The 19,544-nt window shown below is 63.1% G+C and carries 21 protein-coding genes; 8 read left to right on the forward strand and 13 right to left on the reverse strand.

Features of this window, described 5'->3' with window-relative positions; translation table 11 throughout:
• The first annotated feature begins 303 nt into the window (after positions 1 to 303).
• The gene (locus AB4O09_RS14210) at positions 304 to 1,488 is read left to right on the forward strand and encodes a porin (protein ID WP_003202526.1); all 1,185 of its coding nucleotides are present in this window, start codon (positions 304 to 306) and stop codon (positions 1,486 to 1,488) included.
• A 161-nt stretch (positions 1,489 to 1,649) separates the two neighbouring features.
• Here the strand turns inward: AB4O09_RS14210 and AB4O09_RS14215 are convergent, their stop codons facing one another.
• The 11 genes from AB4O09_RS14215 to AB4O09_RS14265 all read right to left on the reverse strand — a co-directional run bounded on the left by AB4O09_RS14215 (position 1,650) and on the right by AB4O09_RS14265 (position 10,966).
• On the reverse strand, positions 1,650 to 3,146 hold the full coding sequence (locus tag AB4O09_RS14215) for a nitrite reductase (RefSeq protein ID WP_305440659.1): 1,497 nt from the start codon (positions 3,144 to 3,146) through the stop codon (positions 1,650 to 1,652).
• The gene (cobA, locus tag AB4O09_RS14220; protein ID WP_003202521.1) at positions 3,143 to 3,985 is read right to left on the reverse strand and encodes a uroporphyrinogen-III C-methyltransferase; all 843 of its coding nucleotides are present in this window, start codon (positions 3,983 to 3,985) and stop codon (positions 3,143 to 3,145) included. The genes AB4O09_RS14215 and cobA overlap by 4 nt, the downstream gene beginning before the upstream one ends.
• Positions 3,986 to 4,025: 40 nt before the next feature.
• Positions 4,026 to 5,204 carry a heme d1 biosynthesis radical SAM protein NirJ gene (gene nirJ, locus AB4O09_RS14225; protein ID WP_003202520.1) on the reverse strand — a complete coding sequence of 393 codons (1,179 nt, stop codon included), beginning with the start codon at positions 5,202 to 5,204 and terminating at the stop codon, positions 4,026 to 4,028.
• A gap of 114 nt (positions 5,205 to 5,318) precedes the next feature.
• Entirely contained in the window at positions 5,319 to 5,888 is a 570-nt protein-coding gene (ahbB, locus tag AB4O09_RS14230; protein ID WP_003202518.1) for a siroheme decarboxylase subunit beta, read from the reverse strand.
• Entirely contained in the window at positions 5,863 to 6,306 is a 444-nt protein-coding gene (locus tag AB4O09_RS14235; protein WP_003202515.1) for an Lrp/AsnC family transcriptional regulator, read from the reverse strand. Before AB4O09_RS14235 ends, ahbB (AB4O09_RS14230) begins: the two co-directional genes overlap by 26 nt.
• Positions 6,299 to 6,811, reverse strand: coding sequence for a siroheme decarboxylase subunit beta (gene ahbB, locus AB4O09_RS14240; protein ID WP_003202513.1), 513 nt, complete (start codon positions 6,809 to 6,811; stop codon positions 6,299 to 6,301). The genes AB4O09_RS14235 and ahbB (AB4O09_RS14240) overlap by 8 nt, the downstream gene beginning before the upstream one ends.
• Positions 6,808 to 7,266, reverse strand: a complete 459-nt coding sequence (locus AB4O09_RS14245; protein WP_003202511.1) for an Lrp/AsnC family transcriptional regulator — start codon at positions 7,264 to 7,266, stop codon at positions 6,808 to 6,810. The genes ahbB (AB4O09_RS14240) and AB4O09_RS14245 overlap by 4 nt, the downstream gene beginning before the upstream one ends.
• A gap of 2 nt (positions 7,267 to 7,268) precedes the next feature.
• Positions 7,269 to 8,447 (reverse strand): cytochrome D1 domain-containing protein, encoded by a 1,179-nt coding sequence (locus AB4O09_RS14250; protein ID WP_003202509.1) that lies wholly within the window; start codon positions 8,445 to 8,447, stop codon positions 7,269 to 7,271.
• On the reverse strand, positions 8,444 to 8,773 hold the full coding sequence (locus AB4O09_RS14255; RefSeq protein ID WP_003202506.1) for a c-type cytochrome: 330 nt from the start codon (positions 8,771 to 8,773) through the stop codon (positions 8,444 to 8,446). The genes AB4O09_RS14250 and AB4O09_RS14255 overlap by 4 nt, the downstream gene beginning before the upstream one ends.
• A 180-nt stretch (positions 8,774 to 8,953) precedes the next feature.
• Entirely contained in the window at positions 8,954 to 9,262 is a 309-nt protein-coding gene (locus AB4O09_RS14260) for a c-type cytochrome (protein WP_003182369.1), read from the reverse strand.
• Positions 9,263 to 9,286: 24 nt separating this feature from the next.
• A complete protein-coding gene (locus tag AB4O09_RS14265; RefSeq protein ID WP_043041934.1) occupies positions 9,287 to 10,966 on the reverse strand; it encodes a cytochrome D1 domain-containing protein in 1,680 nt (559 codons plus the stop codon).
• A gap of 267 nt (positions 10,967 to 11,233) precedes the next feature.
• Here AB4O09_RS14265 and AB4O09_RS14270 point away from each other — a divergent pair, with 267 nt between their 5' ends.
• The 6 genes from AB4O09_RS14270 (at position 11,234) to AB4O09_RS14295 (ending at position 16,872) form a co-directional block, all read left to right on the forward strand.
• On the forward strand, positions 11,234 to 11,968 hold the full coding sequence (locus AB4O09_RS14270) for a CbbQ/NirQ/NorQ/GpvN family protein (protein ID WP_371856181.1): 735 nt from the start codon (positions 11,234 to 11,236) through the stop codon (positions 11,966 to 11,968).
• Positions 11,952 to 12,536 carry a cytochrome c oxidase subunit 3 family protein gene (locus tag AB4O09_RS14275; RefSeq protein ID WP_460108365.1) on the forward strand — a complete coding sequence of 195 codons (585 nt, stop codon included), beginning with the start codon at positions 11,952 to 11,954 and terminating at the stop codon, positions 12,534 to 12,536. Before AB4O09_RS14270 ends, AB4O09_RS14275 begins: the two co-directional genes overlap by 17 nt.
• A gap of 12 nt (positions 12,537 to 12,548) precedes the next feature.
• Positions 12,549 to 12,806: a cytochrome C oxidase subunit IV family protein gene (locus AB4O09_RS14280; RefSeq protein WP_003202497.1), complete on the forward strand. Its 258-nt coding sequence runs from the start codon at positions 12,549 to 12,551 to the stop codon at positions 12,804 to 12,806.
• A gap of 178 nt (positions 12,807 to 12,984) precedes the next feature.
• On the forward strand, positions 12,985 to 13,425 hold the full coding sequence (locus AB4O09_RS14285; protein ID WP_003202495.1) for a c-type cytochrome: 441 nt from the start codon (positions 12,985 to 12,987) through the stop codon (positions 13,423 to 13,425).
• Between the two features lie 3 nt (positions 13,426 to 13,428).
• The gene (locus tag AB4O09_RS14290) at positions 13,429 to 14,856 is read left to right on the forward strand and encodes a cbb3-type cytochrome c oxidase subunit I (protein WP_460108367.1); all 1,428 of its coding nucleotides are present in this window, start codon (positions 13,429 to 13,431) and stop codon (positions 14,854 to 14,856) included.
• A 177-nt stretch (positions 14,857 to 15,033) separates the two neighbouring features.
• Positions 15,034 to 16,872, forward strand: coding sequence for a nitric oxide reductase activation protein NorD (locus AB4O09_RS14295; RefSeq protein WP_027911922.1), 1,839 nt, complete (start codon positions 15,034 to 15,036; stop codon positions 16,870 to 16,872).
• A gap of 4 nt (positions 16,873 to 16,876) precedes the next feature.
• Here the strand turns inward: AB4O09_RS14295 and AB4O09_RS14300 are convergent, their stop codons facing one another.
• The gene (locus AB4O09_RS14300; protein ID WP_003202489.1) at positions 16,877 to 17,077 is read right to left on the reverse strand and encodes a hypothetical protein; all 201 of its coding nucleotides are present in this window, start codon (positions 17,075 to 17,077) and stop codon (positions 16,877 to 16,879) included.
• The gene (locus AB4O09_RS14305; RefSeq protein ID WP_003202487.1) at positions 17,074 to 17,757 is read right to left on the reverse strand and encodes a Crp/Fnr family transcriptional regulator; all 684 of its coding nucleotides are present in this window, start codon (positions 17,755 to 17,757) and stop codon (positions 17,074 to 17,076) included. The genes AB4O09_RS14300 and AB4O09_RS14305 overlap by 4 nt, the downstream gene beginning before the upstream one ends.
• A 573-nt stretch (positions 17,758 to 18,330) precedes the next feature.
• On the opposite strand from AB4O09_RS14305, the gene AB4O09_RS14310 reads away from it, so the two are divergent.
• The gene (locus AB4O09_RS14310; protein ID WP_003202486.1) at positions 18,331 to 19,521 is read left to right on the forward strand and encodes an NnrS family protein; all 1,191 of its coding nucleotides are present in this window, start codon (positions 18,331 to 18,333) and stop codon (positions 19,519 to 19,521) included.
• Positions 19,522 to 19,544 lie beyond the last annotated feature (23 nt).

The following is a 19,544-nucleotide window of genomic DNA, read 5'->3' on the forward strand; positions in this document are numbered from 1 at the left end:
GGCCTGTGGGAGCAAGGCTTGCCCGCGATGAACGATAACGCGGTTCTGCTGTTCGACCGCGGCGCGGCTATCGCGGGCAAGCCTTGCTCCCACAGACCTACCACAGACTGCATTCCATAGGCCGCCCTGCGGCCCACACCCAAAGTACCGCCCCCCGTCGCAATAGCCGTCTTACACCCAAACTGCCGCGCCGGGCCGGCGCTGCCAAAGCATCCGCCAATTGCCTCCAAGGCAGCGTATGACGCGCCCGGGCGCCTTTCGATAATCGCCTCCGACATCCCGTCCCCTGTTGCGGAGCGCGCCATGCACAACAATAAAAATACCCGCCAACGTTTTTTGCCTGCGGTCATCGTAGGTGTTTCGAGCCTGGGCCTGATGCCTTGGGCCAACGCCGAAATCATGCTGTACGACAAGGACCAGACCACCTTTTCCACCGACGGCTACATCAACGCCTTTTACGTCAACAGCGACGTCGACCGCGCCGGTGAGCAGTACGACCGTCGGCAGGCACGGGTCAAGATGGGTTTCTTGCCCAACTACCTGGGCTTCAACATGGGCAAGCAGGTCGATGACCTCAAGCTCGGTGCCCGGGCCTCGTTCTGGGTGACCATCAACGACAGTGAAACCAACGGCACCGACACCGCCATCGACGTGCGCCAGTTCTACGGTACCGTGGCCAACCCGGAGTGGGGCGAAGTGCTGATCGGCAAGGACTTCGGCCTGTTTGCCCGCTCCAACATCCTGCTGGACGAGTTGCTCGCCGGTTACGGCCAGGTCAGTGACAGCCTGGGCTTGGTGGACGGCGGTGGCGTCTCGTTCGGCAACATCGGCAGCGGTTATCCGTACCCGTTCCCGACCTCGCAGATCACCTACCGCACGCCGGTGATGGAGGGCTTGCGCGTGGCGGTGGGGATCATGGACCCGGTGGATACCAACGACAACAGCGCCACGGGCAAGGCCTATCAGGAAAACCCGCGCACCGAGAGCGAGATCACCTATCAGTTCGACCTGGGCGGGGCGAAGATCTACAGCTGGCTCAACGGCAGCTACCAGACCTCGGACAACACCGACTCCACTGTCGAATCGGTCACCTCCAAAGGCCTGGGGTACGGTGTGCAGGCGAAGATGGGCGGGTTGTCGCTGACCGGCTCGGGGTTCCAGGCCAAGGGCATCAACCCGTTCTTCACCAACAACGCCGGTGAAGCCACCCTGCGCAATGTCGACAGCAAGGGCTACCTGTTACAGGGCTCCTACAAGCTGGGCAAGAACCGCCTGGCGTTGTCCTATGGCAAGACCGATGACGACGGCAACGGCGTGGTGGGCAGTGGCGCCGATTACGAAACCCGTGGCATCGCGCTGTTCCACGACATCAACGACAACCTCAAGCTCGTGGCCGAGTACAACCAGTTCGAAATCAACGGCCACGACACCAGCGCCCAGAACGAAGACACCGACACCTTTGCGGTGGGGGCGGTACTCACCTGGTAAGAGTTGGATCCTTTGGGTCCGACGCCGTCTGTGGGAGCAAGGCTTGCCCGCGATAGCCGCGCCGCGGTCGAACAGCAGAACCGCGTTATCGTTCATCGCGGGCAAGCCTTGCTCCCACAGGCCTTTGATATTGGGGGCTGCGCATCAGCCCCCCTTTTTTTTCAGTGTGACGTCCCCTCGGCGAACTCGATCTTGTTGCCGACGTTGTACTTGCCCGAAGGCTTGTTCATGGGCAGGCGCTTGATTTCCTTGAGGGTGTTGCTGTCGTAGACGATCAGCGCGCCATCGGTATCCCAGATACTCAGCAGCAGGTAGCGGCCGTCGCGAGTGAACTCGACGTGGGCGGCGGTTTTGCCGGGCATGGGTCGCAGGGTGTGGGCGATTTCCAGGGTCTGTTTGTCGATCAGGTGGATGGCATCGTTGTCCGGGCCGAAGAACACATCGGTCCAGGCGTAGCGAGAGTTGACGTGGCTGCGCAGGAAGAAACCCGGCCCGAGCGTGGGGATCTGCTTGATGACTTTCCAGGTGTCGAAGTCGATCACCGAAATCAGCCCCTTGCTGATGTTGGGCGTGGCGAACACCCAGTGCCCATCGCGCTTCCAATAGGTCCCCGAGCCCAGGTGCGGCATGCCAGGCAGCGCGATGTCGGTGACGATCCGCCCCGTGTCGAGGTCGATCACCTGGCCGCCCTGGGCCTTGCGCGAGGTGGCGAGCAACTGCCGGTAATCGGGCGAGAAGGAAAAATCATCGAGGTAATCCTCGGCCTCGATCCGCCTGGGCACAAAGTCCGGGCTCGGGCCGGTGGACAGTTCCCAGACCTCTTTCACATCTTTCAAGGCGACGATGAAGCTGTTGCGCGGCGGCGCGGTATAGACCGCACTGACCCGCGACGCCTGGCCGTCCAGCCCCACCGTTGCAATGGTCTTGACCAGTGACAGGTCGCGGGCATCCAGCACCACCAGGTTGCCGGGCAGGGTGTTGCCCACCAGCACCCAGCGCCCATCCTTGCTCACCGCCAGATTGCGGGTATTGAGCCCGGCCCGCACCTCGGCGATGAGCGTGAGGTTGTGCAGGTCATACAGGCTGATCCAGCCGTCCCGGGAGGCGAAATAGACGAAGCGTCCGTCCGGCGAAAACTTCGGTCCGCCATGCACCGCGAAATGTGAGGCGAAGCGCGCCAGGACCTCAAAGCGATCGCCGTCGACGATATCGACGTGATGATCGCCAGCCTCCACCACCACGAACAGGTTCAGCGGGTCGGCGTTGTGCTGGGGTTTATCGGGCAGGCTGGCGACATCCGCCAGCAGGCGATGGCTGCGGCGAGTGTCGTCCTCGCTCCAGGTCGGTTCGACCGCGGGTGGGCGCTGGAGATAGTGGGTCAAGCCATCGATCTGCGCAGGCTCCAGCACCGCACCGAACGCCACCATCTGGCTGGCCGGGCGGCCATTTTCGATCACCTGGCGGATTTCGTCGGGCTTGATCCGACTCAGGCTCTGGGGCAACAGCGCCGGCCCCGCACCACCGATGCGGTTCACCCCGTGGCATTGCTGGCAGTGTTGCTGGTAGTTCTGTTCGGCCAACGCCAGGTCCGGTTCAGATGCCGGGGCGCCGTGGACGGCACCGATCCACAGCAATGGGGCAAGCCAGCCGATTCTCATGAGGCCACCCTCGCGATATTTGGCTGGAGCGGTAGGGCCGGGTGCAGGCGGGCCGGATGTTCCAATACCTGATGGGCAAACAAGCCAACCACCTTGCCGATCACCGTCAAGGTCGGCAGGCCTTCGGCGCATGCCAGCGCCATCTCCGGCAATTGCTGGAGGGTGCCGCGCAGGACCTGCTGGTCGGGGCGCGTGCCGTTGCTGATCAGCGCCGCCGGCGTATCAGCCGCCAGGCCCGCCGCTATCAGTTGTGCGGCGATGGTGCCGAGGTTCGACAGGCCCATGTAGAACACCAGGGTCTGGCTGTCATCCGCCAGGCTTTGCCAGGGCAGATTCAAGTCGCCTTCGCGTTGCAAATGACCGGTGATGAAGCGACAGGAATTGACCAGGTCGCGATGGGTCAGGGGAATGCCGGCATAGGTGCTGCAACCGGCCGCGGCGGTGATACCTGGCACGACTTGGCAATCGATACCGCGGGCCAGCAGATACTCCAGCTCCTCGGCGCCACGACCGAAGATGAACGGATCACCACCCTTGAGTCGTACCACCCGTTGTCCCTGGTCGGCCAGGTCGGCCAGCAGTTCGTTGATCTGTGGCTGGGGCAGGCTGTGGCAACCGGCGGCCTTGCCGACGTAGTGCCGGGCGCAGGTCAGCGGAATCAGGCTGAGCAATTGCGGGCTGATCAAGCGGTCGTAGACCACCGCGTCGGCCTGCATCAACAGGCTCCAGGCGCGCAATGTCAGCAGGCCCGGGTCACCGGGGCCGGCGCCGACCAGGGCGACTTCACCCGATCTGAAGGGCGATTGCAGGGCAGCGGGCAAAACGATGGAGGCAGGCATGGGACTTCCTTGGTTCGGTATCAGGTTCGCCGTCGGTTGATCAGGCGCAGGGCATCGCAACGCTGGGGATCGCGTGCAAGCCGATTTCTTCGTCGCTGAGGTGGCAGCCAGGGTCCTGGCCCCACAGGTCGCCGTCGGCCCAGGCCCGGGTACGGGTATTGCCGTTGCAGATCGCCAGCCAGCGGCATTGCCCGCAGCGACCGCCCACGGCCCGGGGGTGTTCGCGCAGTTTCAGCAGCAGGGCATCGGGGCGATCGAGCCAGAGTGTCTTGAATGGCGTCTTGCGGACATTGCCCACCGAGTGCTGCCACCAGTACGTATCGGGGTGAACCTCGCCGGTATTGTCGATGTTGGCGATGCCGCTACCCGACGCGTTGCCGCCCCAGGCCCGCAGCATCTGCTCCAGTGCGGCGTAGTGTTGGGGCAGGCGCCGGGCGACCCATTGCAGCAGCAGGATCGCGTCGGCGTCGTTGTTGCCGCTGACGAAGTCACTGTCGCGGCCCTGTTCGATGTCGCGCCAGGCCCGCTCGAAGATCAGGGTCATGGCCTCGCGGCTCATCTGCTGATGGGCATCGAGCTTGCGACTGCGCTTGCCCCGGCCGCTGTAGTTGAGGTGCGACAGGTAGAATTTCTGTACGTCGTACTCATTCATCAAGTCCAGCAAGCGTGGCAACTGGGCATGGTTCTGCTGGGTGAGGGTGGTGCGCAATCCGACCCGGATGCCTTGTTCGCGGCAGAGCCGGATGGCCGCCATGGAGCTGGCGAAACTGCCCTTGAGCTGGCGGAATTCATCGTGGGTCGCTTCCAGGCCATCGATGCTGATGCCCACGTAATCGAAGTTTGCCGCCGCAATCTGTTCGATATTGGAAGCGTCGATCAGCGTGCCGTTGGTGGACAAGGCGAGGAAAAAACCTTTGTCGCGGGCATAGGCGCTGAGTTGGAACAGGTCCTCGCGCAACAGCGGTTCGCCCCCGGACAGGATCAACACGCGCACGCCGGCATCGTGCAGGTCGTCGATGACCTGAAGCGCCGCCGGAGTGTCCAGTTCATCGCGAAACACGCTGTCGGCCGACGTTGCATAGCAGTGCTTGCAGGTCAGGTTGCAGCGCCTGAGCAGGTTCCAGATCACCACCGGCGGGCGGCTGCTGCCCGGTGGCGCGACACGTGGGGCGGGGCAATGCCCGGCCAGGGCTCGCAGGTAATGGCTGATCCTCAACATAAGGCGCTCCTTCGATTTCGATCGATGTCCGAGTTCAGCGCGGCTTATTCCCGCTTTGTGGGAGCAAGCCTTGATGGGAGCAAGGCTTGCCCGCGATGAAGCCGATGCGGTCCTTCATAAAACCGACGCATCTGTTTCGCGAGCAAGCTTTGCTCCCACAGGCGAAAGGCGCAGGCCGGTTTTTTTCAGGATGCGGCTGCTCACCAGCATGTCGTCGGCGGCGCAGGCGTCCCCCAGCAGGTAGCGCAAGTGTTCGCGGTAGCTGTCGATTTCTTCGCGGCTGCGGCCATGGACCATGGCGAACAGGTTGTAGCGCCAGCCGGGCTGGCGCGGGCGCCGGTAGCAGTGGCTGACGAAGGGCTGCGCCCCCAGCAGGGCGCCGAGACGCGAGATGTCGGCATCGGCCACGTCCCAGACCGTCATGCCGTTGTGGCGATAGCCCAGGCGATAGTGATTGGGCACGGCGGCAATGCGGCGGATCGCGCCTTCGGCCTGCAGGCGCTTGAGCAGGTCGAGGGTGGATTCCACGCTCAGTTCCAGTTGCTCGGCCAGCCAGGCCCAGGGGTCTTCAAGCAAGGGCAGGCCAGCCTGGGTCAGTTCCACCAGGCGCAGGGCCAAGGGCGTTTCATCCAGCCGTGGCGGTGCTTGCCACAAAGACTCAGACGGGGAAATACAGGCCGACATGGTAGGTCTCCTCTTTGGGCAGGTTCAGCGGCACCAGGCCGGTCAGGTGTTCGATGCGCAGCAGGGTGTCGTCGATCGCCTGTTCGCTGGGGCAGGCGAGCACGAACCACATGTTCCAGGTGTGCTCGCGGCGGTAGTTGTGGGCGACCTCGGGCATCTCCGCGAGGAGCTCGGCGATGGCCTCGAAGCGCGGCTCGGGCACCGCCAGCGCCGCCAGGGTGAACGCACCGCCCAGGCGATCGATGTCGAACATCGGGCCGAAGCGGGTGAGTACACCGTCGTTGAGCAGCTCATGCAGGCGGTCGAGCAATTCGCTACTGCTGCTGTCCAGCTCCTGGGCCAGGGCCTGCCAAGGGTGGCGCACCAGCGGCAGCCCCAGTTGCAGGCGATTGATCAGGCGGCGGTCCAGGTCATCCATCGATACGGGCTCCGGCCGGGGCGGCGAAACGTCCGCCGCATTGCTTGAACAGGTGCGTGCTGAACAGCAACTGGTGGGGCAGGTCGTCCAGCAGATGTTCTTCAAGCAGCGCCTGGACATGGGCCTCGACACGGTCACGCTGGCGACCGTGGATCATGCAGAACAGGTTGTATTGCCACTGGGGCAGGCGCCTGGGGCGTTGGTAGCAAAGGCTGATGCCCGGGGTTTGCCCGAGGCGACGGCCGACTTCATCGACCAAGGCGTCCGGCACGTCCAGCACCAGCATGGCGTTGGCGGCAAACCCCAAGGCGCGATGGTTGACGACCAGGCCGACACGGCGGAACAGCCCCTGTTCATGCCAATGCTGCACCTGCTCGAGCACCTGTTGCTCGCTGGCCTCGATCTGCTCGGCCAGCGCCTGGAAGGGACGCGATGTCAGGGGCAGGCCGGTTTCCAGCAAACGGCGCAGTGCCAGTGACTGTTGTTCGCTCAGGGCGTTTTTCATGGGGTGGCCTCCAGGGCAAAGCCCAGGTCGATGCGGTAGGCGGTCAGCATGGGCAGGTCCAGTGGCGTGAGACCGGTGTCGTTCTCCAGTTCCTGGAGGATGTTTTCCAGGTGGGCGCGGTTGGGGCCGGTCAGCACGAACCAGAGGTTGTAGCGATGTTCGCGGGCATAGTTGTGATTGACTTCCGGGTATTGGCTGACGCGTGCGGCCACTTGGTGCAAGCGCTCTTCGGGCACTGCCAGGGCGGCCAGGGTGCTGGCCCCGGCTCGGGTGTGTTCGAACACCGGGCCGACCCGCGACAAGGTCCCGGCCACTTGCAGGTGTTGCAGGCAGTCGATGACCTGGGCTTCGCTGCAGCCCAAGGTCTCGGCCATGGCCCGATAGGGCTCGGCGCACAACGGCAGGCCATGCTGGAATTGATCGATCAGGCGCCGGGCCAGTGAGCTGGAAGTCATGGTCAGTACCCCGGCTTGTGCGCGCGACTGCTGAAGAAAATGCCGCTCGGGCTCAGGGCCGGCAGGCTGTTCAGGCGTTCGAGGCGATAAGGATCCCAGACCTGCACCTGACCACCATCCCGGGCGGACAGCCACAGTTGGTCACCTCGCGCGGTGAACTCCATGTGCAGCACCGCAGGGCCTGGCCGCAGGTCGGCGACGATGGCGTGGGTCTGGGTGTCGATGACCTGGACGCGGTCGTTGTCCGGGTAGGCGAAGTTGACCCACAACTGCCGGCCGTCCGGTCGCGCCGTGACGAACACCGGTTGGCCGGCCACGGCAATGGCGTCGGTCTGTTGCCAATCCTGGGCGTTCATCACCAACACCTGGTGATGCCCGACGGCAGGCACGAAGGCTTGCTGGTCGGCCAGGGCCCAGCCTTCCAGATGCGGCATCTTGTACACCGGGAGCCGCTCCTGGCCGCGGCCGTAATGCCCCAGTACCCGTTTCACCCCGCGCTCCGGGTGCCAGAGATCGAGTTGGGCCATGCCGTCTTCACCGAACAGCCCGGCCATGTAATAACGCCCGTCCGGGGTGATCAGGGCATCGTAGGGTTGCTGGCCGATGGCGGTGAAACGCTCGATGCGCGGGGTGAGGCCGAGGCTGAAGTCGGCGGTCCAGATCTCGCCAGTGTCGAACAGGCTGAACACGAAGCGTTGCCCTGGCGCGTCCACCAAGCCGACCACCCGTGAGCGCTTTTGGCCGCCGGGCAACGGCGTGGCGGGGATGTCGGCGACCTGTTCCAGGGTCTGGGCATCGAATACCTTGACGCCGCCAGGCTCGTAGTTGGAGACGGCGATCAGCTTGCCGTCCTGGCTGATTGCACCGCCGATGCTGTTGCCGCCCTGGATGATGCGCCGCTCGATGCGCGCGGTCAGCAGGTCGACTTTGCTCAGGCCACCATCGCGACCGAACACGTAGGCGTAGCGCTGGTCGCGGGAGAACACCACCGAGGCGTGGGACAAGTCGCCCAGGCCTTCGACGCGGCCCAGGGCGGTGCGGGTGTCGCTTTCAATGATTTGCAGGCTGCCGGTGGCGCGCTCTACCACCACGCCCAAATCGCCGGTGCCGCGCAACGGTGTCTGGGCGCAACCGCAGAGCAGCAGGGCGATGGCGGTGGAGGAGAGCAATGAACGGATCATGAGGCGGGTTTTCCTTGAAGGAGCCGGTCCACCAGCCAGCGAATGTCGTCGGGCGCAAGCAACGGTGCCCAACCGGGCATGGCGCTGCCGGGCCGTCCGAGGGTGACGGTGGCGATGAGGCTGTCGCGGGATTTTCCGGCCAGGGCTTCGTGGGTCAGGGGTGGGCCGAGGCCGCCGGTCATGTACAGGCCGTGGCAGGCGCCACAATCCTGGTCCAGCAGGTGTTGCAGTTGGGCCTGGCGCTGGCTGTCGGGAGCGGCCAGCGCGCAGGAGGAGAAAACAAAGAGGAGGGTGGTTATCAAGGTTGCAGAGCTGTGTCGTTCCATGACGTCCTCCTGATCAAGAAATAAAGTTGGGCGTGGCTCCTGTGGTGAGGGGATTTATGTGGGAGCAAAGCTTGCTCGCGAAACAGCCGCCTTGATCTCTGAAAGACTGCATCGCCCCCATCGCGGGCAAGCCTTGCTCCCACATAAATCCCCTCGCCACAGGGATGTGCTCCTTGAGCGTTATTTAAGGGTCAAGACCCACGCAGCCAGGATCTTGGCTTCTTCTTCCGTCACGGGGTTGGCCGGCATCGGCATCGGTCCCCAGTTGCCTTGCGTACCTTCCTTGATGTGCTTGGCGAGCAGGTCTTGCGCTCCAGGGACGCTGGCGTTTTTCGCCGCGACGTCCTTGAGTGCCGGGCCAACCACCTTGGTGTCGATGGAGTGGCAGGCCGCGCAGGGCTTGCTCTTGAACAGCGTCGGGCCGTCTTGGGCCAACGCCGGCAGGCTGTAGGCGGCAGTCAAGGCCAAGGCAATCAGAATAGGCTTCATGGTTTTTCCTCTTATTGATGGGGCTCAATAGATGTCGTGTTGGGTGTTGTAGACGTTGAATTTCCCGGTCGGGGTGATCAGGCGCTTGTCCTTGATCACGTTCTTGACCTTGAGGGTCTTGTCGTCGATCACCACCAGCGCCGACTCGTCTTCCTGGCCACTCCAGACCGAGAACCAGACCTCGTCACCGGCCTTGTTGTATTCCGGTTGCACCACTCGCAGCGCGCCTTTCTTGATACCGGCGTACTCGGCAATCGGCAGCACGGTGTAGCCGGCGTCGAGCTTGTCGATGTCGAACACCGCTACCGACTGGCTGAGCTTGGCGTCGGGGCTGAGGGTGGTGTCGACATACAGGTGACGGGACGCGGGGTGAGTCTTGATGAACAGCGAGCCGCCGCCCTGGCCCTGGAGCGTACTGACCTGTTTCCAGGCGTATTGCGGGTGATTGACCGGGTCGGTGCCGATCAGCGAAACCCCGGCATCGCCCAAGTGGCTGGTGGCCCAGACCGGTCCGTAGAGTGGGTGGTTGAAGTTGGCGCCGCGTCCCGGGTGCGGGGTCTTGCCAACGTCCACCAGGGCGGTGAGCTTGCGCTCCTTGGAGTCGATCACCGCGACCTTGTTGGAGTTGTTGGCGGCCGTCATGAAGTAGCGATGGCTGCTGTCCCAACCGCCGTCATGCAGGAACGGCGCGGCGTCGATGCTGGTGATGGTGAGGTTCTTGATGTCCTGGTAATTGACCAGCATCACCTTGCCGGTTTCCTTGACGTTGACGATGAACTCCGGCCATTCGTGGGAGGCGATGATGGCCGCGACGCGAGGCTCGGGATGGTATTGCTGGGTGTCGACGGTCATGCCGCGCGTCGAGACGATCTGCTTGGGCTCCAGGGTCTCGCCGTCCATGATGGTGAACTGCGGCGGCCAGTACGAGCCGGCGATGGTGTACTTGTCTTCGTAGCCTTTGAACTTGGAAGTCTCCACCGAGCGCGCTTCGATGCCCACCTTGATTTCCGCGACCTTGGTCGGTTCCTTCGGCCACAGGTCGATCATGTCGATCTTGGCGTCCCGGCCGATCACCAGCAGGTAGCGGCCCGACGCCGAGATGCGTGAGATGTGCACCGCATAACCGGTGTCGATAAGCTTGACGATCCTCTTGCTGTCGCCGTCGATCAGGGCAATCTTGCCGTCGTCGCGCAGGGTCACCGAGAACAGGTTCTGCAGGTTGAGGGTGCTGATCTGCTTGGTCGGCCGGTCTTCGGGTTTGACCAGCAGTTTCCAGGTCTTGCGGGTTTCCGCCATGCCCCATTCCGGTGGGGTCGGTGGGGTGTGCTGGATGAACTTGGCCATCACCGTGATCTGGTCTTTGGTCAAGGCATTGGACGTGCCCCAGTTCGGCATGCCGGCGGCCGAGCCGTAGGTGATCAGCGCCTCCAGGTAGGCCTGGCCGCGCGATTGGGTGATGTCGGGTGTCAGCGGCTTGCCGGTGGCGCCTTTGCGAAGCACACCGTGGCAACCGGCGCAGCGCTGGAAGTAGATTTCCTTGGCCGTGTCGAAGTCGGCCTGGCTCAGGTCGGGCGCGCCTTCGGTCTTGACCACGCGGGGTTGTTCCGGCGCAGCGGTTTGGTCGGCGAAGGCGTGGGGGGCGGCCAGCGCTGTACACAGCGCCGTGACCCGCAGGGCCCACGATTTTTTGTGGCTGATCAGCATTCCATTTCTCCTCAGGCGTGACCCGCGCTGCGCTGTAATTGACGTTCGGCGCGCAGGTTCTTGGTGCGGTGCAAGGCTATGCCCAGGCCGGTGGTTAGCCGCTTGACGGCGATCAAGTTTGCCGGCCGCAGCCCTTGCCAGGTTGTCGCAGGGCACCGTAGCGTGGCCTGCAATCGTGTTGTCTGATCAGGCCTTGCCATGAACGCTATCCACACTTTGCAGCACCCCGATGAACCCTTTTATCAACCCCAGGACAACGAGCAGGCGATGTTCGAACAGGCCTGGCATCACGGCATGCCGGTACTGATCAAAGGCCCGACCGGCTGCGGCAAGACCCGTTTCGTCCAGCACATGGCCCACCGCCTGAAACTGCCGCTGTACACCGTGGCCTGCCACGATGACTTGAGCGCGGCCGACCTGGTGGGCCGTCACCTGATCGGCGCCCAGGGCACCTGGTGGCAGGACGGGCCCTTGACCCGGGCGGTGCGCGAGGGTGGCATCTGTTATCTGGATGAGGTGGTCGAAGCGCGCCAGGACACGGCCGTGGTGTTGCACCCGCTGGCCGATGATCGTCGGCAGTTGTACCTGGAACGCACCGGCGAAGTGCTGCAGGCGCCGCCGTCCTTCATGTTGGTGGTGTCGTACAACCCCGGTTACCAGAACCTGCTCAAGGGCATGAAGCCCAGCACTCGCCAGCGTTTCGTGGCGATGCGCTTTGGCTATCCGGCCGTGGCCGATGAAGAGCGCATCGTCGCCCGCGAGGCGGGGGTCGATCTGGCCCTGGCGGCCCAGGTGGTGCGATTGGGGCAGGCGCTGCGCCGGCTCGATCAGCATGACTTGGAGGAAGTTGCCTCCACGCGCCTGTTGATTTTTGCCGCGCGCATGATCGGCTCTGGGATGGACCCGCGCCAAGCCTGCCTGGCGTGCCTGGCCGAGCCATTGAGTGACGACCCGCAGACCGTCGCCGCGCTGATGGATGTGGTCGATGTCCACTTTGGCTGAAGCGGTTGCCGTGCCCCGGCGGTTGCCCGGGGACTTGGCGATGTGGTTTTTCATCCTCGCCGAGTTGTCGGTGTTCGCGTTGTTGATCCTGACGTTCACCGTCGCCCAGGCGTTGTACCCGCAGACTTTCAGCGAAGGCCGGCAATTGCTGGACCGCTCCACGGGCCTGGCGATGACCCTCAGCCTGCTGACCGCTGGCCTGTTTGCCGCATTGGCCCAGGAGCAAGTCAGGCAGGACCGGCCGCGTCGAGCCGCGTCGTTGTTGAGTGTGGCGTTGTTGCTTGCCTGCGGTTATGTGGGGATCAAGCTCACGGAGTACGCCCATCTGTTGGCGAACGGTCTGGGGATGGAGCACAACACGTTCTTCACCTTGTACTGGATCCTTACCGCGTTCCACTTCCTGCATGTGCTGTTGGGCATGGTGATCCTCGCCTGCCTGGCCGAGGGTTGTCGGCGACGTCGTTATGGATCGCAGCGCAACAGTGGGCTGGAATCCGGCGTGCTGTATTGGCACATGGTCGATCTGGTCTGGGTGCTGCTGTTCCCGGTTGTCTACATCCTTGATTGAGCGGAGGTGCTCATGTCGGCTTCCCGTGTCTTGATCGCTTGCTGGATGACGCTGGCCGTGCTGAGCACCGGCACCGTTGCCCTGGGCCAGGTCGCGGCTACCTGGCTGGTGTCCATCGCCATCCTGGTGATCGCGGTGACCAAGGCCTGGCTGATCGCCGACGGCTTCATGGAGCTGCGCCATGCGCCGCGATTGTGGCGGCGGTTGGTGTTGAGCTGGGCGGCGCTGCTGGCGACGGTGATCGGGCTCGTCATTTCATTCACGATCTGACCCTGCAAACACAAAACCCTGTGGCGAGGGGATAAATCCCCTCGCCACAAAAGCTCATCTGCCTTTCGGGCTGTGTTGGAACAACCCACCAAAACCATCGGAGATTCTTGATCGCCATCAAGCGGTTTCCGACCCCGCGCTTCCTAGAATGAACACGCCAAGCAATGAGGAAGTGACCATGTCAGATACCTTCACCAAAGGCATGGCCAGGAATATTTATTTCGGGGGAAGCATCTTCTTCTTCCTGATATTCCTGGCCCTGACCTACCACACGGAACAGACCTTTCCAGAACGCAGCAACCAGGCGCAATTGACGGAATCGGTGATACGCGGCAAAGGCGTCTGGGAGCGCAACAACTGCATCGGCTGCCATACCCTGCTGGGCGAGGGCGCGTACTTTGCGCCGGAGCTGGGCAACGTGGTCAACCGTCGCGGCGGCGATGAAGCCTTCAAGCCGTTCCTGCAGGCCTGGATGAAAATGCAGCCGCTGAACGTTCCGGGTCGTCGGGCCATGCCGCAGTTCAACCTGAGCGAGCAGGAAGTCGACGACATCGCCGAGTTCCTCAAATGGAGCTCGAAAATCAATACCAATGGCTGGCCGCCAAACAAGGAGGGCTGAGAGATGAGCATGGCTAATCCGCATCTGAAATTCGCCTCGCAGGCCGTCGCCAAACCCTACTTCGTGTTCGCCCTGATGCTGTTCCTGGGGCAAGTGTTGTTCGGTTTGATCATGGGCCTGCAATACGTGGTCGGCGACTTCCTGTTCCCGCCGATCCCTTTCAACGTGGCCCGCATGGTCCACACCAACCTGCTGATCGTCTGGCTGCTGTTCGGCTTCATGGGCGCGGCGTATTACCTGATACCGGAGGAGGCCGACCGCGAACTGCACAGCCCGAAACTGGCGCTCGTGCTGTTCTGGGTGTTCGCCGCCGCAGGTGTGGCGACGATCCTGGGCTACCTCTCGGTGCCTTATGCGACGCTGGCGAAATTCACCGGCAACGACTTGCTGCCGACCATGGGCCGCGAGTTCCTCGAGCAGCCGACCATCACCAAGATGGGCATCGTGGTGGTGTGCCTGGGGTTCCTCTACAACATCGGCATGACCCTGCTCAAAGGTCGCAAGACCACGGTCAGCATGGTGATGATGACCGGGCTGATCGGCCTGGCGGTGTTCTTCCTGTTCTCTTTCTACAACCCCTCGAACCTCGCCCGCGACAAATTCTACTGGTGGTGGGTGGTACATCTTTGGGTCGAAGGCGTCTGGGAACTGATCATGGGTTCGATGCTTGCCTTCGTCCTGATCAAGATCACCGGTGTGGACCGCGAAGTGGTCGAGAAGTGGCTCTACGTGATTATCGCCATGGCGTTGATCACCGGGATCATTGGCACCGGCCACCACTTCTTCTGGATCGGCGCGCCTGAGGTCTGGTTGTGGGTAGGCTCGATCTTCTCGGCGATGGAGCCGCTACCGTTCCTGGCCATGGTGGTCTTCGCCTTCAGCATGGTGAAAAACCGTCGTCGGCAACACCCGAACCGCGCCGCCACGTTGTGGGCCAAGGGCACCACGGTCACCGCGTTCTTCGGCGCAGGTGTCTGGGGTTTCCTGCACACCCTGGCACCGGTCAACTACTACACCCACGGTTCGCAACTGACCGCGGCCCACGGTCACCTGGCCTTCTACGGTGCCTACGCAATGATCGTGATGACGCTGATCAGCTACGCCATGCCACGCTTGCGGGGCTTGGGTGAAGCGGCGGACGAGCGTTCGCAGCGCCTGGAGATCTGGGGCTTCTGGTTGATGACCTTGTCGATGGTGATGATCACCTTGTTCCTCACCGCAGCCGGCGTGGTCCAGGTGTGGTTGCAACGCTGGATGACGGATGGCAGTGCCTTGCCATTCATGGCCACGATGGATCATTTGAAGCCGCTGTTCTGGGCGCGACTGGTCAGCGGCGTCGGGTTCCTGGCCGGGTTGCTCTGCTACCTGTTCAGCTTCCGTCAACGTGGCCGTGCGGCCCTGCGCGCACCGGCGGCGGTGGTGCCTTCGTAAGTCATCACAACTACTGAGCCGGACTTATTTGTGATGAGAGGATTTATGTGGGAGCAAGGCTTGCCCGCGATGGGGGCGATGCGATCTTTCAGAGATCAAGGCACCTGTTTCGCGAGCAAGCTTTGCTCCCACATGAATCCCCTCGCCACAATGGGTTCGGCTTAAGAGGAGATAACCATGGCATTCACCCTCGAGCTGGAAGAATGGGTCGGCAGTGTCTGGCACCGTTTCATCACCCGTCGGGCCAGTGTAGATTTTCCTGAGGCCCGGGTCGAACTGGTCCCCCGGCAACGCTCGTTGCAGGTGCTGTTTCGCGCCACCGGCGGTGCGCCTCACCTGGGGGTGGAAGCGGTCAGCGACCGCGATTTGCTGCTGCGTCGCAACCTGTTGCAGCAGATCGCCGGCACCTGCAAGCAAGTGCCCCTGGCCTGTTGTGACGGCGATAACTTGCGGCTGCCGGCGAGCCTTGCGGCGTTTCCCGATGTCGGGCTCAACGAAGAGCTGTATCGCTGGCTCGCGCTGTTGGCCGCGCAGTCGGGGCCGATGAAACACTGGGGCAGGGACAATCAGTGCTGGACCCTGGCGGTGTTGAAGCGCTACCCGGCGCTGCGCCCTCGCTACCGGCGACTGGTGGACGCGCACCTGTCCCTGCGCCCCGATCCGGCCACGCTCAACCCGGCCGAAGCTGCGTTGGAGCGGGCGTTGTGCCAAGCCTTGCGCGAACCGGGCAGTGTCGAACATTTTCCACGCAGCGAGCGGGCGGCCTGGCCGTTGCCGCTGTGGCTATACCCACCCCAACACCTGGCCAATCCCCAGGCCGCCAACCTTGAGGAGTCCGAGCAATACCTGGCCACACCCCCCGGTGAACAGCAGGGCGGGCGCAAGCGCGCCGAGCGAATCGACGACACCACCCGTGACGGTGGGCTGCTGATCGTGCGCCTGGAAAACCTGTTCAGTTGGACCGAACATGTGGACCTGGATCGCTGGGCGGATGACAGCGAAGACCCGGACGCTGCCCGCGTCGCCGAGGATCTGGATCAGTTGACCCTGTCGCGCACCCGCTTGCGCAAGGGCGGTGGTTTGAAACTGCACCTGGACCTGCCGCCGGCCGATGTGGATGACATCCCGTTGGGCGCAGGCATCCTGTTGCCGGAATGGGATTACCGCAAACAACGACTGCAGGACGACTTCGTCAGCCTGCAAACCTTCACCCCTCGCGATTGCCAGCCCCAGCCGTTGCCCGCACGTCTGCGAAGCTCGGCCCAGCGCTTGCGTCGCCAGTTCGAACACTTGCGCAACGATCGCCAATGGTTGCGCCAGCAAACCCAAGGCTCGGAACTGGACCTGCAAGCCTGGCTGGACTTTCATGTCGAGCGCCAGCACGGCCAGTGCAGCGAACGCGGACTGTTCATGGACCAGCGCCAGACTCGCCGCGACCTGGCCTGCCTGCTGCTGGCCGATTTGTCGATGTCCACCGATGCCCACCTCAACGACGAGCACCGGGTGATCGACGTGATCCGTGACAGCCTGTTGCTGTTCGGCGAAACCCTGTCGGTGCTGGGGGATGATTTCGCCTTGTACGGGTTCTCTTCCTTGCGCCGCCAGCAGGTGCGCATGCATGAACTCAAGGCCTTCAACCAGCGCTACGACGATCACACCCGCGGACGGATCCAGGGCCTCAAGCCCGGTTACTACACGCGCATGGGCGCGGCGATCCGCCAGGCCACGCAACGGTTGGCGGGCTGCAAGCGGCGGCGCAAATTGTTGTTGCTGCTCAGTGACGGCAAACCCAATGACCTGGACCTGTACGAAGGACGCTACGGTGTGGAAGACACCCGCCAGGCAGTGCTGGAAGCCCGGCGCCAAGGGCTGACGCCGTTCTGCATTACCATCGATCGCGAAGCGGGGGATTACCTGCCGTACATGTTCGGGGCCAACGGCTACACCTTGATTCGCCAGCCCGAGCAACTGCCGCTGCGTTTACCGCAGTTGTACCGGCAATTGACTCAGGATTGAGGGTTCAGACGATGTCGCGGGGCAGCCAGAAGAACATGACGATGCAGAAGATCGTCAAGCCGACACAGAACCAGGTGAAGCGCCGCAACCGGCGCTCGCTGGCCTTTGCGGCCTCGACTGGCAGGGGCATGCCGCACTGGCGACATTCGGTTTCGTGTATCGGGTTGGCTTGTTGGCAATACAGGCAAGTGGGCTGTGTAGTCATTCGAACTGTTCCAGGCGCAGGCGATCGAGAATGGCGATCTGGCGACCGTCCTGGGTGATGATTTTTTCATCGATCAGGCGCCGGATGATCCGCGAGAAGGTTTCCGGCTGGATCGACAAGTGCCCGGCGATCAACTGCTTGGCCATCGGCAATTCGAACTGGCTGTCCACGGTTTGCAGGCGCACCAGTTGCGTCAGCAGGTAGCGCACCACGCGGTGGGTGGCGTTCTTCAGCGACAGGGTTTCAATCTCGTTGACCCGTTGGTGCAGGCGCACGCAGAGCTTGCCGAGCAAGGCGAAGGTCAGCCGGCTGTTGCTTTGCAGCAGACGCATGTAAGTGGCGTTGGACAGCCGGTACACCTGGGTCGGGCCGACGGCTTCGGCGGACGCGACGTAGTTGGGGGTGTCCATCAGCATCATGGCTTCAGCGAAAGTCTGGCGCTCGCCGATCACCTCGAAGACCTTTTCCTGGCCATCCGGGGTCAGCCGGTAGATTTTCACCGCGCCGGAAATCACGAAGTAAAACGCCTGCGCCGGCTCTCCCTGGCGGAACAGCGGATCGCCCCTGTCGATGTTCAGCAGTTGGCTGTTGCTCATCAATTCGTTGAGCTCTTCTTCGTTCAAAGGCTCGAACAGGTGATGGCTGCGCAGAATCTGGTGATGGACGCGGTGGAGCACCATGGCATGGAATCCTTGTAATAGCGAAAAGGTGATCGGGGTCAGACCAGGCTCAGGGACAGGCCGCTGGCCAGCGCCACGACGCAGGAGAGCAAGACGAACCAGGTAAGCGGCAGAACGACGGATTTCATGGATGACCCCGACAAGAAAGGTGATGCCGTGCCTGAGCAAGAGACGGGCCATGCCTGCGGGCGTTGATTCGTGGGGCGTTGGGGATGAGATGGGTAAAAATGACCCTGACCTGACAGGGTTAAAATAACCATGAAAGGGTGTTAAATACCCTATGAACTATAGTCCCTGTGGGAGCGAGCTTGCTCGCGATGACGGTAGCACACCCGACATCAATGCCTGCTGACCCAGCGCTATCGCGAGCAAGCTCGCTCCCACAGGGGCAGAGGTGTTTTGTTGGGAGGCTTGACCCGGTCCGGCAAGCCCCTTGCAAGTACCTGTTCGAGACGGGAGGTTGCCGATGAACTGGCTTGATCTGAGACAAGGCCAGTCAGCGTCGATAGCCGATCATTCGAACCCTGATTTGTCGTACCTCGCTGGCGGTTCAGCGAGGCAAAGGAGTGGTGTATGCAAGTGCTTGACCGTCGCAAGGCCATGGCCATTTTGCCGTTGTGGCGCCTGGCGTTCCGGCCGTTCTTTTTGGCCGGGTGTGTATTGGCGCTGTTGGTCGTTCCCCTTTGGCTCGCGGCGTTCACCGGGCGCTTGTCGGCCTGGCAGCCGGCTGGCGGCTGGTTGGCCTGGCATCGGCATGAACTGTTGTTCGGTTTCGGCCTGGCGATCATTGCCGGGTTCCTGCTGACGGCAGTGCAAACCTGGACTGCAATCCCCGGCCTGAGCGGCAAGCGCCTGGCAACCCTGGCGTTGTTGTGGCTGGGCGCGCGGCTGGCCTGGCTGGTGGATGCGCCCTGGCCGTTACTGACGCTGCTGGAGCTGGGTTTTGCTCTGACGGTCGCCGCGTTGATGGGCGTGATGTTGTGGCGTGTGCGGCAGAAGCGCAATTACCCGATTGTGCTGGTATTGCTGCTGTTGGCCGCCGCCGATGGGTTATCCGTATACGGCCTGGCGCAGCACAACGAGGGCTTGCAGCGCCAGAGCGTGCTCACCGGCCTGTGGCTGGTGGCGGCGATGATGGGGTTGATCGGCGGTCGCGTGATTCCATTCTTTACCCAGCGCGGCCTCGGACGGGTCGAGGGCGTTGCCCCTTGGCCATGGCTTGATCGCCTGTTGCTGGCAGGGTCGGCGCTGGTGGCACTGTTGTATGCCTTCGGTCCGGCGCTGGTGGCCAGCGTCTGGGTCGGCCTGTTGTTCGCCGCGTTGGCGGTGGGCCACGGGATTCGACTGGTGCGTTGGCATGATCGGGATTTGTGGCGGGTGCCGCTGCTGTGGTCGTTGCACCTGGCCTACGCCTGGCTGGCGGTGGCGTGCCTGGGCATGGCGCTGTGGCACTTCGGCGTGCCAGTGAACCCGAGCCTGGCGGTGCACGGCCTGACCATCGGCGCCATGGCCGGATTGATCCTGGCGATGGTTGCCCGTGTCAGCCTGGGCCATACCGGGCGCGCCCTCGAGCCACCGGCGGGCATGACCCTGGCGTTCATCCTGCTGAACCTGGCGTGCCTGAGCCGCGTGCTGTTGGTGCTGCTGTTGCCGTTGGCCGGGCTGTGGCTGGCGGCGCTGTGCTGGACGTTGGCGTTCGGTCTGTACGCCTGGCGCTATGGGCCGATGCTGCTCAAGGCTCGGGTGGATGGGCATCCGGGATGAGCCGGTTGGGCGGAGGGAATCGA

The sequence above is a fragment of the Pseudomonas sp. H1_F01 genome, from assembly GCF_054681425.1.